Source organism: Salinimicrobium sediminilitoris, assembly GCF_020866905.1.
GTDB lineage: Bacteria > Bacteroidota > Bacteroidia > Flavobacteriales > Flavobacteriaceae > Salinimicrobium > Salinimicrobium sediminilitoris.
In genome coordinates, this window is record NZ_JAIVCC010000005.1 from 387,051 (window position 1) to 400,564 (window position 13,514).

Consider the following 13,514-nt stretch of genomic DNA (forward strand, 5'->3'; position numbering starts at 1 on the left):
TTTATACGGTTAGACCTCTGGAAGATAATTCGTCGCTTGCCTGACTCACATTATCGGTAGCTATCTGAGTTTTCAGCCATTCGGCCAGTTCGAATAAACCGTCTTCAAATTTTACTTCAGGTTTAAAACCTAATTTATTTTCTGTTTTAGTGGTGTCGGCAAAACAATGTCTTATGTCCCCAACCCTGTATTTTCCTGTTACTTCGGCTTTAAGATCTTCTTTCCCCATTACTTCTGCCAGTTTATCGGCGATTTCAAGAATAGTGTATTTGTTGCCGCTGCCCACGTTGAAAACTTCACCATCGGCTTCGGGCTTTTCCATTGCCAGTCTAATGGCACGGGCTACATCTTTTACATGGATGAAATCGCGTTTCTGTTTTCCATCTTCGAAAATCAATGGGGGGTTATTATTCAGCAGGCGCGAGGCAAAGATTGCCAGGACCCCGGTATAGGGATTGGAAAGTGCCTGCCGGGTGCCATAAACATTAAAGAACCTCAAGGCCGTGGCCGGGAAATTATATGCTTTTCCTGTAATTAAACTCAACCTTTCCTGGTCATATTTGGAAAGGGCGTAAACTGAAGAAAGATTGGGAATTTTTGTTTCTGGAGTGGGAACCGGCTCCAGCTCTTTTCCATTGCTGTCATACATCTCCCATTTCCCCTTTTTAAGATCGGACAGTTTTCTTTCGCAGTCCATGCGTTTTTCGCCTTCCTCATTTAGGTACAGGCCTTCACCATAAATACTCATGCTGGAAGCGGTGACCAGTTTTTCTACCGGTTTATCCATGAGCGCTTCCATTAACACTGCAGTTCCTACGTTGTTGACATCTGTATAATCTTTTATTTGATACATACTTTGTCCTACGCCCACCATTGCCGCCAGGTGAATTACAGCATCTATGCCTTCGAGGGCCTTTTCTACGGCCGCTTTATCACGAACGTCTCCAATTTGCAGCTCCGCATCGGGATTAAGATATTCGGGACGGGAAGCATTCTTCCCGTGAACCTGTTCAGAAAGGTTATCCAGTGCCCGCACCTTGTATCCTTTGTTTAAAAGTTCATCTGCGAGATGCGACCCAATAAATCCTGCTCCTCCTGTTATAAGTATTTTCTTCTGCATCTAATTAGTTTTGGTTGGTTAAAAGTTTTGTAAAGTTGGTCTGGTTATGATCTTATTGATGCTGGTTCCTTTTTTCTTGTTGAGTGCATACCATACGTCTTCTGCAATCTCTTCGGGATTTATCGCCCCCATGGCCATTTGGTCCACCGAATTATTTCCAGAGATCTGGTGCTTGTAAAAAGCCGTGTCTACAATCCCGGGACTTACAATCGTAACATTTATGTGGGGAAGGGCCTCCAGTCTCAATGTTTCGGCAATTACCTCCAGGGCAGATTTTGAAGCCGCGTAGATTCCTCCGTATGGGTGAGGTTGATTGGCTGAGACCGATGAAATAAAAACAACATTTCCTTTTTGTTGAGAGATCATGTGGGGAGTAAAAGCCCTTATACATCTCAAAGGGCCCAGTAGATTTGTTTCCAGTACCATTTTCCATTTCTCAGGATCTCCTTCTGTAAGTTTTTCCTGAATACCCCGGCCGGCATTGAGGATAAGATAATCGGGGTGACCAAAATTTTCTGTGGTCCAGGAGTAGAGATCATCGATTTCTTCTGCCTTACTCACATCACATTTTCGATACTTTATATTTTCATGCTGTTCCCCAGATTTATTAAGATCGGCTACTACAACTGTTACGCCTTCACTGCTGAGTTTTCTGGCTATTGCTTTTCCAATACCGCTACTACCACCGGTCACCAGGGCAATCTTTGTAGAAGCATTTTTAGTCATTCGGTTCAGATCTTTTTTAAGTTATTGAAATAACCTTAAGCGAATTTTTTCCACCAGGACAATTAATGGGGGGATGAGCGAACGTCCCGGAAAAAATGGCTGAATTATCTCCATCGCTCATTTTCAAAGGTACAAGAGAAGCCTGTGAAATTGTACTAAAGCAAACTTAAAACAATCTTAAACCCCGCTATTTTACTGGGAGTTCGGGGCTGGATCAGCAGCCGGTTATCCGGGAAAAAATCGTGCGAGAATTCTTGTTAAGTCAGTTGTCATAGGGGTTGAAGAAGCTGCAAAAAAATAACAGGAGCGATTATGCTCCTGTTATTTATATTTAATTTGGGAAAAGTTTAGGACCGGGTATATTTCTGAAGTGTCTTTTGCCACTTTATAGCCCTGTCCAAACGTTCAGCTTTTTGGGTAACCGGATCTTCTTCCTCTGCGTAAAAAACCAGCTTTTTTTCTGAATTATTTTTGGTCTTTACCAGAAGCATGATTTCTCTCATTTCATCCAGTGAAGATGTATTTTTTCCATCTTCGTTGTTTTTGTGTAACTCTATTTTTGAAATATCATCAAGATCAATAACCTGCAATTTCGCTTCCTCACCAGATTTTAAAAGGAGGAATTTCTTGGCTGTTTTGTCCAGTGCCAGTGATAACCCATGTACATTTTCAGTTTCGTCAAGGTTGTAACCTTTCTCACCTGCCAAAAAAGACAATTTCTTTGCGCGTTTTTTTTCTTTTTGAGATTGGTTGTAAACGAGAAAACCAACGGGAGCTATAAACAAGAGTAGTAGTCCCAGACCCATAAGGGTGGATGCTGTATCCATTTTGTAAATTATTTAATGTGAACTTTATATAAAATATGATATCGTGTACTGCAAAAGAGTGCAGAACGTGTTCACAAGAAAAAATGCTTCGGAAAAAGATGGATTTCAAGATCTTTTCGAAGATCTCTTTTATAGCTGAAGTAAGATCCTTCCGAACAGCCAGTAATCTCCGTATTAAAGGAATTGGGAACTACTGAAGAATTGCCGAAATGGAGATTTTTCAGTAGCTCCGGGATCTCCTGATAAAGGTTTTCGCGATAGGCTACAGAAAGAGGATTCGCAGCGGCAAATTTTTCCGTAGAAAATGGTTGCTCTCTCCGGATCTCAGGAACACCGGAAGCATAAGTAGAAACCCCGCCAATGCTCAAAAGGGCCAGCAAAAGGACGAGGTGATTCAACAATATTTTTATCTGCTGCTGCACAAGCTAAAAGTAATCAAAAAGCACACCGATTAGAGCAATTTAACAGCGTCTTTTGCAAAATAACTGGCGATCATTTGCGCACCTGCCCGTTTGATTGCAGTAAGCTGTTCCAGCATCACCGCATCATGATCCAGCCAGCCTTTTTCGGCTGCAGCTTTGAGCATGGAATATTCGCCGCTTACCTGGTAAACTGCCACCGGCACGTTTACGGCATTTTTGATCTCCCGAACAATGTCCAGGTAACAAAGTCCCGGTTTTACCATTACGATATCGGCGCCTTCAGCGATGTCCTGCAGAGTTTCTTTGATCGCCTCTTCGCGGTTTGCGGGATCCATTTGATAAGTTTTCTTATCACCAAAGCCGGGTGCCGAATCCAGTGCATCCCTAAAAGGGCCGTAAAATGCCGAAGCATATTTCGCACTGTAACTCATTATTCCGGCATTTGGAAAATTCTCCTGCTCGAGCAGTTCCCTAATTGCCTGGATCCTTCCGTCCATCATATCACTGGGAGCTACAAAATCAGCCCCTGCCTGCACGTGTGAAAGCGACATTTGGGCCAGTACTTTCCTGGTGGCATCATTAACTATATATCCGTCTTCTACAATACCATCATGGCCGTAGGAAGAGTATGGATCAAGAGCGACGTCGGTCATTACCAGCATTTCGGGCACAGCGTCTTTGATCGTCTTTACCGCCCGCTGCATAAGGCCTTCGGCGTTAAGAGCTTCAGTTCCCTTGTTGTCTTTTAGATTATCGGGTACTTTTACAAATACCAGAACAGATCTTAGTCCCAGGTCCCAAAGTTCCTTAACCTCTTTTTTCAACAGATCCAGGCTATATCTGTAGTAATTAGGCATGGAAGCGATCTCTTCCTTCACGTTTTGCCCTTCCACTACAAACAGTGGTACGATAAAATCATTAGGAGAAATAATGGTTTCCCTTACCAGGCTTCGAATAACTTCGTTTGTTCTTAGTCGTCGGTTTCTTATTAGCATAATCTTAGGTTCAAAGTTTAATGTTTAAAGTTCAAGGTCAAAATTTGGCCTTTCGAAAATTTTACTGACCACTGACCACTGATGACTAATTTAGACCCATTCCCGAGGATTCTCCAACACCTCCACCAACTTCTCTTCTTCACTTCCCGGTTCGGGATGATGGTCATATACCCACTGCACATGTGGAGGCAGACTCATGAGGATGCTTTCAATCCTACCATTGGTCTTCAATCCAAACAAAGTGCCTTTATCGTGCACCAAATTAAATTCCACATAGCGACCCCGCCTTATCTCCTGCCAGTCACGTTGGTCGGAAGAAAAAGCAAGTTCTTTCCTTCTTTCCACAATGGGAAGGTAAGCCTCAAGAAAACTGTCCCCTATATCGGTAACAAAATTGTACCAGGCCTCTTGCGGTTTTTCATTGGAGGGCTTTAAATAATCAAAAAATAAACCTCCTATTCCTCGGGCCTCATCACGATGGGAATTCCAGAAATACTCGTCACACTTTTTTTTGAAATCGGGATAAAAAGAAGGGTCATGACGGTCACAGGCACCCTTACAAACTTTGTGAAAATGCTCCGCATCCTCCTCAAAAAGGTAGTAGGGAGTAAGATCCTGTCCTCCGCCAAACCAGCTGTCTACTGTGTTTCCACTCTTGTCGTACATTTCGAAATACCTCCAGTTGGCATGAACCGTAGGCACCATAGGGTTTGAAGGATGTAAAACCAGGCTGAGCCCGCAGGCAAAGAAATCAACATCTCCCACACCAAAATGCTGCTGCATTGCCGGTGCAAGAGGTCCATGTACTTTGGAGATATTTACCCCGCCTTTTTCAAACACGGCACCGTCTTCTATTACCCTTGTACGACCGCCGCCGCCTTCCTCTCTTTGCCAAAGATCTTCCTTGAAAATGGCTTTTCCATCAATGGCTTCAAGATTTGCAGTGATCCTGTCCTGAAGATTTTGAATGTATGCGTAGAACTTTTCTTTCATTTCTGAGTTTTAAGTTTTTCAAGAAAAACTAATTTATTATTCTCTTTTTCAATTTCTTCTACACTCTCGACTTTTATTGCTTCCCCCGTTTTTTGCTGAAGAATGGATACAACCTCTTCCTTTTCTTTATCTAGCGAATCAATGAATAATTCCCTTCCTATCCTGTTATTATGAAGATCCATTTTTTTTGCAAGGCCCTCATTTGGCGATAGCCGCTCATGAAGATCGGTTATCCTTTTGCTCCAGCTCATTGCGTTTCCGGGGGAACCGGCCGCCGGTAAACAGGATCTACAGATCAAATAGTTCCAAAGGGCATGACGAAAAGCGTTTGTCCTGTTGTCCTTATGATGTAAATCGCCATACAGGCGGTCGCTTATGGCTACAGCTTCACGGGTAGCCTTATAACTAGGGAGGAGGTATGAAGGATGTCTTAAAAAGACGCCGCAAAGAACAGCGAGTTCCTTAAAGTTAAGGGTCGCTATTCTTTTACCTACTACCACTATTAATGAGCCTTATATTCTTTTACGGCTTCCACGAAAGCAATGGCATTTTCTACAGGAATATCGGGTAGTATCCCGTGGCCAAGGTTGACTATATACCTGTCTTTTCCAAATTCATCAATCATTTGTTTCACCATTTTCTTAATTTCTGAAGGCGGTGAATATAATCTGCTTGGATCAAAATTCCCCTGAAGGGTGATTTCTCCCCCAGTTAGTTTTCTTGCCATTTGGGGAGAACAGGTCCAATCAACCCCAAGGGCAGAAGCTCCCGAAACTGCCATTTTATCGAGGGCAAACCAACATCCTTTTCCAAAAGCAATTACTGGAATTTCAGGTTTTAGAGCATCAATGATCTGCTGAATGTATTTCCAGGAGAATTCCTGGTAATCCTCAGGAGAAAGCATCCCTCCCCATGAATCAAATACCTGAACCGCATCAACTCCTGCTTCAACTTTGGCTTTTAAGTAAGCAATTGTAGTATCGGTGATCTTTTGAAGCAGGGTATGTGCTGCCTGTGGATTTGTAAAACAGAATTTCTTCGCAATATCAAAGTTTTTGGAACCCTGTCCCTGTACTGCATAACACAAAATCGTCCAAGGAGAGCCGGCAAAACCTATCAAAGGTACCTCATTGTTGAGTTCCTTTTTGGTCATTTTGACGGCGTCCATTACATATCCTAAAGTTTCGTGCACATTGGGTACTATAACTTTATCCACGTCGGCAGAAGATCTTACGGGATGTGGAAGCCAGGGGCCAAGGCCCGGTTTCATCTCCACTTCAATATTCATCGCTTGAGGAACCACTAAAATATCGCTGAAAAGTATAGCTGCATCTGTTCCTACCTGGTGAATAGGCATCACAGTGATTTCTGTAGCTAACTCTGGAGTGCGACAACGCGTAAAGAAGTCGTACTTCTCTTTAAGCTTCATAAAATCGGGCAGGTATCTTCCTGCCTGTCTCATCATCCATACCGGTGGGCGTTCCACCGTTTCCCCTTTTAAAGCTCTTAGAAAAAGATCGTTTTTTATCATGGTCATTGTTTTATTCTAATGTTAATTCTTCAGAAAGAGAGACACTTCGATTCTCATGTGCTTTCTGAAAATTTTCTTTACCTCCAAAAAGTGCAGAAATTTCTTCATTTTTTACAATTTTCGGATCATCGCTTACAGTTTCCCGAAACGAAGAAAAGGTATAGGTTTTGAAGGCTTTCCCAAAATGGATTTCAGGGTTTAAATTTACATAGATTATCAGTTGTTTCAGGTACTTTTCATTATCTACTTTAATTCTTTTGAAATGCTTCTCAAATAAACTGCCTGTCCTATTCTCTGCCTTGTTAAAGGCCTTGGCATAAGAATTAAAGAAATTTGAAAAGCTTTGAGTTACTTGCTTCGTATCTGTCTCCACTCTAATCACCATGTGAAAATGATTCTGAAGTAGACAGTAGGCGAACGTTGAAACTTCTGGGCTTAAATATTTGTGGTACAGCTGAAGGAAGTAGCGCTTATTTTCATCATTAGAAAAAATGTTTGATCTATTTATACCCCTGTTGTAGATGTGGTAAAAATGATCTTTTTCTAATGTTTCTAATTTCATATTTTTATATCTCCCAGACCTGTAAGGTCTTTTTTTCGACCTTGTAGGTCTTAGTTTATTAGTTTAAAAGAGACCTACAAGGTTTTGGAAACCTTGCAGGTCTACCACCTATTCGCTACGTAAATTTTTTCACCACCTGTACAATCACATTTTCAATTGACGGAGTCGTGGCAATAACTATTTCATTTGTAAATTTTCTGGCTTCGGCTGCAGTTGTCGTTCCAATGCAAAAAGCCGTGCTGTCTTTAAGGTCGTTCTGGGAACAATAGCTTCGCACTGCACTGGGACTAAAAAACAACACTCCATCAAAGGTACGATCTATTTTTTTGGACACTTCATGAGTGTCATATACTTCTACTTCAGAAAAGTTTACCCCGGCAGATTTTAGTCGCTCCGGTAGATCTGCATTTCTTTTTTTTCCGCAGAAGAACAAAAACTCTTCTTTCTTGTAATTGTTGATTATTTCTGAAGCCAGGTTTCCTCCGTAATTTGCCACTTTTGAAACCCTGAAGCCATTTTGTTTCAAAAAAACGGCAGTTTTCTCCCCAACACAAAAAATATTTTTTTCCTGCAGCTGGTTTCTAAGCAGATGTTTCAGAATTGCCCTAACAGAATTTTTGCTGGTGAAGATCAGGTTGTCCGGAATATTTTTTATTTCAAAATCCATTGGAACAATAGAAATAAAATCCATTTCTACCAGGCCAATTCCACGATTTAGAAGGAGTCCCCGCTGTCCGGTAGTAAGTTTTTTTGTTGAAAGTACAGAGGCGATCCTGCTCCGGGTTGAGAGCTGTTTTGGAAAACCGTCGCCATCTTCTGTTTTTGACAAATCCCGGTAGCGTTTGTGTCTAAATATTAACCTTTGGTGTTGTTAACCGCTTCTTTTATCTCCCGCATAAGTTCTCTTCCCCCGGCTTGCAGCACTTCCTCGGCACAGGCACGTCCAAAATCTTTGTGATCTAATACCGGAATTTCCTTTTCTACACCAATTCTTTGCTGCCCGTCAAGACTAAAAAGTGCCGCCCTAAAGTGGATTTTATCTCCTTCAATAGTTGCCAGAGCACCTATAGGAGCTGTACATCCCCCTTCCAGGACGCGTAGGAATTCTCTTTCAATATGAACACAGGTTTGACTTTTCTCATGATTTAAAGCTGAGAGGGTCTTTCTGCAAAATTCATCGTCTTCTTTGGCAACTACCAGCATAGCGCCCTGTGCGGGTGCCGGGATCATCCATTTTAGATCAATAAAAGAATCGGGTTTTAGGTTGATGCGTTCAAGACCTGCCGCCGCAAAAATGGCCCCATTCCAGTCGCTGTCTTCAAGCTTCTGCAGGCGGGTATTTACGTTCCCGCGAAGATCTACGATCTCATGGTTTGGGTACTTATGCAGCCACTGGGCCTGTCGTCGCAGACTTCCTGTGGCAACTATGCCTTCCTCGTTGAGGAAGTTGGTGCCTTTATGAATTAAAATGTCCTGGGTATTTGCTCTTTTTAACACCGCAGCTTCCACAATTCCTTTCGGCAGGGCAGTGGGCACATCTTTCATGGAGTGTACCGCGATGTCAATTTCATCTGTGATCATGGCTACATCCAGGGTCTTGGTAAAGATCCCTGTGATACCAAATTCATAGAGAGGCTTGTCAAGCACCAGGTCACCCTGTGATTTTACAGGTATTAATTTCGTCTTATGACCCAGTTTTTCAAGTGCATTTTTTACAGCATTTGCCTGCCAAAGCGCTAGTTCACTGTCCCGGGTGCCTATACGAATTACCCTGCTCATTTCTTAAACGTTTCTTCCAGTTGAAATACCTTCTGGATCAACTCCAGGCTTTCATCTGTAGAATTCGAATCGCCTTTGAGATGGTTGGCAAACTGGTTCATTATCTTTTGGATGATGCGATCTCCAAGAACTTCGGCCTGCCTGTCGTTAAAGTTTTCAATTTTTCGGCGTTGAAAATCCACTTCAGCATCTTTCATGGTCTTCAGTTTCTTTTTCAAAGCTTTTATGGTAGGTGCGAACTTTCGGGTTTCGAGCCAGGAATTGAAATCGGCTTCCATTTCGGCAATGATCTTATGTGCATCTGGAATTGCAGATTTTCTGCGTTCCAAAGTCTCATCGGTCATTTGGGAAAGGTGATCCAGGTGAATTACCGACACTCCCGGAAGTTCTGCCACTTCATCTGAAACATTTTTTGGAATAGAAAGATCAAGGATCAAGAGGTCTTTCTTATTATAGATCAATTCTTTTGTAATAGTAGGATTTTGAGCTCCTGTCGCCACGATAAGGATATCGGCCTGTCTTATCTCTGCCTGCAAGTCGGCATAATCCCTAACGGTGAGGTCGAATTTACCGGCAATTTTTTCTGCTTTATCTTTCGTCCTGTTGATTAGGGTAATTTGATGTTTCTTGGTGTGTTTTACCAGGTTCTCACAGGTATTGCGACCTATTTTTCCTGTTCCGAAAAGTAAGATATTCTGGTCTGCCGGGTTTTCAAAATTCTTAAGAATATATTGAACCGAAGCGAAACTTACAGAAGTAGCTCCCGAGGATATCCCGGTTTCATTTTTAATGCGCTTACTTGCCTGGATCACGGCATTCACCAGTCTTTCTAAAAATGGATTTGAGACTCCTATATCCTTTGACTGTATAAATGCAATCTTTAATTGGCTAATGATCTCGAAATCTCCAAGAATTTGGCTGTCAAGACCGGTGCCAACTCTAAACATATGAGAAATCGCCTCTTTATTTTTATATACATAAGCGACCTTTTCAAACTCCTCAACGGTGCCATGGGTATGCTCACACAGCAATTTGATCAATTGGAAAGGGTGCTGGGCAAAACCGTAAATTTCGGTTCTGTTGCAGGTAGAGGTTACAATAATGCCGTCGATACCTTCGATCTTTGCCTGCTCAAGCAAATTTTTCTTTCTAATATCGTCCAGGCTAAAATGTCCTCTTACTTCTGCATCGGCCTTTTTATAACTTAGGCCTATTGTATAAAAATGTTTTCCTCTAGAAATATTATAATCTTCCATGTACCTGAATAGGATTCTAACGAGCAAATGTAAGACAAGGTTAAAGTAAAAAACAACGCTCAAAGTACATTTTTTGTCGCTTCACGTGATTTTGACTAAAAAACTGATCAAAATCATATTTTTGAGCTATTTTTACCTATGAACTATGGAAATGCAGCAACTTTGTTTAGAACGCTTCTAAATAAAAGCCACCAATAAATTCATTTTGCCATGCAGGAAAATGTCGCTCAAAGTACCTTTGAAAAAACCCGGTTGGAAGAGGGATTTTATTTGCTCCGGTTTCAGAATACCACCAGGGAGCGGGTGAAGATTAACCGTAATATCAACAGCAACTTCATCCAGTTTCATTTTTCGGGGAAAGGAGAAGGCAGGTTTTTCTTCAACAATGGGAGCTATAAAATTCCACTAATGGAAGAAAATGCACTATTGCTGTACAATCCAAAACGAGACCTTCCCATTGATCTAGAGCTCCAGCCGGGCAGCTGGGTGATCTCCATTGTGATCTCGATAAAAAAGTTTCATGGCCTTTTTTCTGAAGAGGCAGGTTATGTGAGTTTTCTTAGTCTTGAGAACCGCGATAAGCACTATTATAAGGACAGTCCTTTAACGCCGGGAATGGTGATCGTCCTAAACCAGGTAGTGAATTATAATGTGGTTCCAAGTATTAAAAATCTTTACTTTAAAGCTAAGGCATATGAATTGCTAAGCCTTTATTTTAATCGTTCCGGTGAACCCGATGTTGAGCAATGTCCTTTCCTGAGTGATGAGGAGAACGTGCTAAAAATAAGAAAGGCCAAGGAAATTGTGATTGCCAATATGGCCGAACCTCCTTCCCTGCAGGAACTTTCCAGGGAAATTGGCCTTAGCCTTAAAAAACTTAAGGAAGGGTTTAAGCAGATTTATGGAGATTCGGTCTTCAGCTTTTTATTTGATTATAAAATGGAATATGCACGAAAGCTACTGGATTCCGGAGAATATAATGTGAATGAAGTTGGACTTAAAGTGGGTTACAGCACTTCCAGTCATTTTATTGCGGCCTTTAAAAAGAAGTTTGGAACTACTCCAAAGAAGTATCTAATGTCACTTTCTTCGGAAGCCTGATCCATAAATTTCTTCAATGCAACCATTTTTCTAAAGATTTCCTGAAGCTTTTTAGCTAGAATTTAATAATCGTATTTTTACAGCAAATTCAAAAGATGAGTAAAGGAGTATTACTGGTCAACCTTGGTTCGCCCGACAGCACAGACCCAAAAGACGTAAAAAAGTACCTCGATGAATTCCTTATGGATGAAAGGGTTATTGACGTGCCTTATTGGGCACGTACTCTTTTGGTGCGTGGAATAATTCTAAATACCCGCCCGAAAAAATCGGCAGAGGCTTATGAAAAGATCTGGTGGGAAGAAGGTTCTCCTTTAATTGTTCTTTCTGAAAGGCTTCAGGAAAAGGTGGATTCTTTAACTTCAGTTCCTATTGCATTGGCCATGCGTTACGGCAAGCCCTCGATTAAAAGCGGACTTCAGGAACTGCATGACAAAGGAGTGGACGAGGTATTGATCTTTCCACTGTATCCCCAGTTTGCCATGGCAACTACCGAAACAATTTTGGTTCTGGCTGAAGAACTTCGGAAAAAACATTTTCCGCAGATGCAGTTTACTTCGGTTCCCGCTTTCTATAATCATGCAGATTATATTCGGGTGCTGGGCACGAGTATTTCAGAATCATTAAAAGGGGTGGATTTTGATCATCTTTTGTTTTCTTACCACGGGGTTCCGAAAAGGCATATCAGGAAAAGTGATATTACCCAATCTCATTGCAAAATAGATGGCAGTTGTTGTCAAACGCCTTCTCCTGCACACCAATTTTGTTACCGTCACCAGTGTTATGAAACTACCAAACTGGTAGCTGAATACCTGGGGCTCGAAAAAGGGAAATTTTCGGTGTCCTTCCAGTCCAGATTAGGATTTGACCCATGGTTGCAACCCTATACAGATCGTACAATTGAAAGAAAAGGCCTGGAAGGAGTAAAGAATCTTGCAATTGTGACTCCGGCGTTTGTTTCAGACTGTTTGGAGACGCTTGAGGAGATCGCAATGGAAGGAAAGGAGATCTTTGAGGAAGCAGGCGGTGAAAAATTCACTGTTGTGCCCTGTCTTAACGATCGGGAAGACTGGGTGAAGGTACTGGCGCGTTGGGTTGATGAGTGGGCGCAGCAAAATGTAGCTGTATAATACCTTTTTTGACACCTTGGCAAAATTCGTTTTAAATTATCTTTGTTAAGATATGAAAATTGACAAGCTGAAATTAGAACTTTTAGAGGAGATCATTAATTGTAATGATGCTTCCACGTTGAAGAAAGTGGAGGAGATCTTTCGCTCATATCCTTCTATAGCTTCGGAAACTGAAGAGGAGTATAATTTACATAAAGAAGTAGAATTTTCAGAAGCTTTAAATATTTCTCCTGAGCAAGAGGAAGAGCTCATGAGACGTTATGACGACCACTTGAAAAATGGTGGTGAATCCATTCCCAGGGAAGTGGTCAAACGAAATCTTCGGGACCTGGATGACTTCTAAGATCTCCTTTCATATCTCATGGATCCTCATTCGGATCGTAGATAATGTGAATATTTTTTCAGTATTCAATACCCGCCTAAACCCCATCACAAAACCTTCAGCATAGAGTGGAATATTACAACTACATCAAAGCCCTGCATCTTATTTTTGTGATCACATGGTTTGCGGGACTTTTTTATATCCCCCGGCTTTTCATCTACCACATTGAAGCTTCAGAGAAACCTGAACCTGAAAAGAGCATTTTAAGCGAACAATTAAAGATCATGACAAAGAGGCTGTGGTTTATCATTACCTGGCCTTCAGCAATTCTTGCAACTCTTTTTGCTGTCTGGCTCCTTGTGCTTATGCCGGCATGGTTGCAAATGCCCTGGATGCACGTGAAACTTGCTTTTGTGCTGCTTCTTTTCTTTTACCATGGTAAAACTCATCATATCTTTAATCAGCTTCAAAATGATAAGATCACCTGGACCTCAAACCAAATGAGGCTTTGGAATGAAGTGTCCACGCTTATTCTTTTTGCAGTAGTATTCCTGGTGATCCTTAGAGATGCGCTAAACTGGATCTATGGTGTAGTCGGAATTTTCCTTTTGGCCGCGATGTTGATGCTGGGAATAAAAATTTACAAGCGTTTACGTTCCAAAAACCCCGATATTTAGAATGGTTTAATAATTGTTAGTTATTTTGCCACCTTAAAAATTACTTTTTGAAATTTTCTTTAAGAACCCGAATATT

The 13,514-nt window shown here is 41.5% G+C and carries 16 protein-coding genes; 4 read left to right on the forward strand and 12 right to left on the reverse strand.

The features are described from left to right. Position 1: 1 nt before the first annotated feature. The 12 genes from LA313_RS06870 to hemA form a co-directional block, all read right to left on the reverse strand. The gene (locus LA313_RS06870; RefSeq protein ID WP_228913940.1) at positions 2-1,120 is read right to left on the reverse strand and encodes an SDR family NAD(P)-dependent oxidoreductase; all 1,119 of its coding nucleotides are present in this window, start codon (positions 1,118-1,120) and stop codon (positions 2-4) included. An 18-nt stretch (positions 1,121-1,138) separates the two neighbouring features. Next, on the reverse strand, positions 1,139-1,846 hold the full coding sequence (locus tag LA313_RS06875) for an SDR family oxidoreductase (RefSeq protein WP_228913941.1): 708 nt from the start codon (positions 1,844-1,846) through the stop codon (positions 1,139-1,141). Positions 1,847-2,193: 347 nt separating this feature from the next. Beyond that, positions 2,194-2,673 carry a hypothetical protein gene (locus tag LA313_RS06880; RefSeq protein ID WP_228913942.1) on the reverse strand — a complete coding sequence of 160 codons (480 nt, stop codon included), beginning with the start codon at positions 2,671-2,673 and terminating at the stop codon, positions 2,194-2,196. A 71-nt stretch (positions 2,674-2,744) separates the two neighbouring features. Then, positions 2,745-3,071: a hypothetical protein gene (locus LA313_RS06885; RefSeq protein ID WP_228913943.1), complete on the reverse strand. Its 327-nt coding sequence runs from the start codon at positions 3,069-3,071 to the stop codon at positions 2,745-2,747. A 53-nt stretch (positions 3,072-3,124) separates the two neighbouring features. Continuing rightward, positions 3,125-4,090 (reverse strand): porphobilinogen synthase, encoded by a 966-nt coding sequence (hemB, locus tag LA313_RS06890; protein ID WP_228913944.1) that lies wholly within the window; start codon positions 4,088-4,090, stop codon positions 3,125-3,127. A gap of 90 nt (positions 4,091-4,180) precedes the next feature. Beyond that, positions 4,181-5,083, reverse strand: coding sequence for an oxygen-dependent coproporphyrinogen oxidase (gene hemF / locus LA313_RS06895; RefSeq protein ID WP_228913945.1), 903 nt, complete (start codon positions 5,081-5,083; stop codon positions 4,181-4,183). Then, the gene (locus tag LA313_RS06900; protein ID WP_228913946.1) at positions 5,080-5,583 is read right to left on the reverse strand and encodes a DUF6973 domain-containing protein; all 504 of its coding nucleotides are present in this window, start codon (positions 5,581-5,583) and stop codon (positions 5,080-5,082) included. The genes hemF and LA313_RS06900 overlap by 4 nt, the downstream gene beginning before the upstream one ends. 2 nt (positions 5,584-5,585) lie before the next feature. After that, complete coding sequence (gene hemE, locus LA313_RS06905; RefSeq protein ID WP_228913947.1) at positions 5,586-6,614, reverse strand: uroporphyrinogen decarboxylase; 1,029 nt, start codon at positions 6,612-6,614, stop codon at positions 5,586-5,588. Between the two features lie 10 nt (positions 6,615-6,624). Continuing rightward, positions 6,625-7,176 carry a transposase gene (locus LA313_RS06910; protein ID WP_228913948.1) on the reverse strand — a complete coding sequence of 184 codons (552 nt, stop codon included), beginning with the start codon at positions 7,174-7,176 and terminating at the stop codon, positions 6,625-6,627. A 115-nt stretch (positions 7,177-7,291) separates the two neighbouring features. Next, on the reverse strand, positions 7,292-8,005 hold the full coding sequence (locus LA313_RS06915) for a uroporphyrinogen-III synthase (RefSeq protein ID WP_228913949.1): 714 nt from the start codon (positions 8,003-8,005) through the stop codon (positions 7,292-7,294). Positions 8,006-8,031: 26 nt separating this feature from the next. Then, positions 8,032-8,955 carry a hydroxymethylbilane synthase gene (gene hemC / locus LA313_RS06920; RefSeq protein WP_228913950.1) on the reverse strand — a complete coding sequence of 308 codons (924 nt, stop codon included), beginning with the start codon at positions 8,953-8,955 and terminating at the stop codon, positions 8,032-8,034. Continuing rightward, positions 8,952-10,211 (reverse strand): glutamyl-tRNA reductase, encoded by a 1,260-nt coding sequence (gene hemA, locus LA313_RS06925; protein WP_228913951.1) that lies wholly within the window; start codon positions 10,209-10,211, stop codon positions 8,952-8,954. The genes hemC and hemA overlap by 4 nt, the downstream gene beginning before the upstream one ends. 210 nt (positions 10,212-10,421) lie before the next feature. On the opposite strand from hemA, the gene LA313_RS06930 reads away from it, so the two are divergent. The 4 genes from LA313_RS06930 to LA313_RS06945 all read left to right on the forward strand — a co-directional run bounded on the left by LA313_RS06930 (position 10,422) and on the right by LA313_RS06945 (position 13,438). Beyond that, positions 10,422-11,312 carry an AraC family transcriptional regulator gene (locus LA313_RS06930; protein WP_228913952.1) on the forward strand — a complete coding sequence of 297 codons (891 nt, stop codon included), beginning with the start codon at positions 10,422-10,424 and terminating at the stop codon, positions 11,310-11,312. 95 nt (positions 11,313-11,407) lie between these two features. Then, positions 11,408-12,439 carry a ferrochelatase gene (hemH, locus tag LA313_RS06935; RefSeq protein ID WP_228913953.1) on the forward strand — a complete coding sequence of 344 codons (1,032 nt, stop codon included), beginning with the start codon at positions 11,408-11,410 and terminating at the stop codon, positions 12,437-12,439. A 52-nt stretch (positions 12,440-12,491) separates the two neighbouring features. Beyond that, a complete protein-coding gene (locus LA313_RS06940; RefSeq protein WP_228913954.1) occupies positions 12,492-12,782 on the forward strand; it encodes a hypothetical protein in 291 nt (96 codons plus the stop codon). Between the two features lie 107 nt (positions 12,783-12,889). Then, the gene (locus LA313_RS06945; protein ID WP_228913955.1) at positions 12,890-13,438 is read left to right on the forward strand and encodes a CopD family protein; all 549 of its coding nucleotides are present in this window, start codon (positions 12,890-12,892) and stop codon (positions 13,436-13,438) included. The last annotated feature ends 76 nt before the right edge of the window (positions 13,439-13,514 follow it).

Excerpts from the sequence above, each read along its gene's own strand:
- hemB (WP_228913944.1), bottom strand. The coding sequence starts at position 4,090 with ATGCTAATAAGAAACCGACGACTAAGAACAAACGAAGTTATTCGAAGC.
- hemC (WP_228913950.1), bottom strand. The coding sequence starts at position 8,955 with ATGAGCAGGGTAATTCGTATAGGCACCCGGGACAGTGAACTAGCGCTT.
- hemH (WP_228913953.1), top strand. The coding sequence starts at position 11,408 with ATGAGTAAAGGAGTATTACTGGTCAACCTTGGTTCGCCCGACAGCACA.
- LA313_RS06870 (WP_228913940.1), bottom strand. The coding sequence starts at position 1,120 with ATGCAGAAGAAAATACTTATAACAGGAGGAGCAGGATTTATTGGGTCG.
- LA313_RS06875 (WP_228913941.1), bottom strand. The coding sequence starts at position 1,846 with ATGACTAAAAATGCTTCTACAAAGATTGCCCTGGTGACCGGTGGTAGT.
- hemE (WP_228913947.1), bottom strand. The coding sequence starts at position 6,614 with ATGATAAAAAACGATCTTTTTCTAAGAGCTTTAAAAGGGGAAACGGTG.
- LA313_RS06880 (WP_228913942.1), bottom strand. The coding sequence starts at position 2,673 with ATGGATACAGCATCCACCCTTATGGGTCTGGGACTACTACTCTTGTTT.
- LA313_RS06930 (WP_228913952.1), top strand. The coding sequence starts at position 10,422 with ATGCAGGAAAATGTCGCTCAAAGTACCTTTGAAAAAACCCGGTTGGAA.
- LA313_RS06910 (WP_228913948.1), bottom strand. The coding sequence starts at position 7,176 with ATGAAATTAGAAACATTAGAAAAAGATCATTTTTACCACATCTACAAC.
- hemF (WP_228913945.1), bottom strand. The coding sequence starts at position 5,083 with ATGAAAGAAAAGTTCTACGCATACATTCAAAATCTTCAGGACAGGATC.
- LA313_RS06940 (WP_228913954.1), top strand. The coding sequence starts at position 12,492 with ATGAAAATTGACAAGCTGAAATTAGAACTTTTAGAGGAGATCATTAAT.
- hemA (WP_228913951.1), bottom strand. The coding sequence starts at position 10,211 with ATGGAAGATTATAATATTTCTAGAGGAAAACATTTTTATACAATAGGC.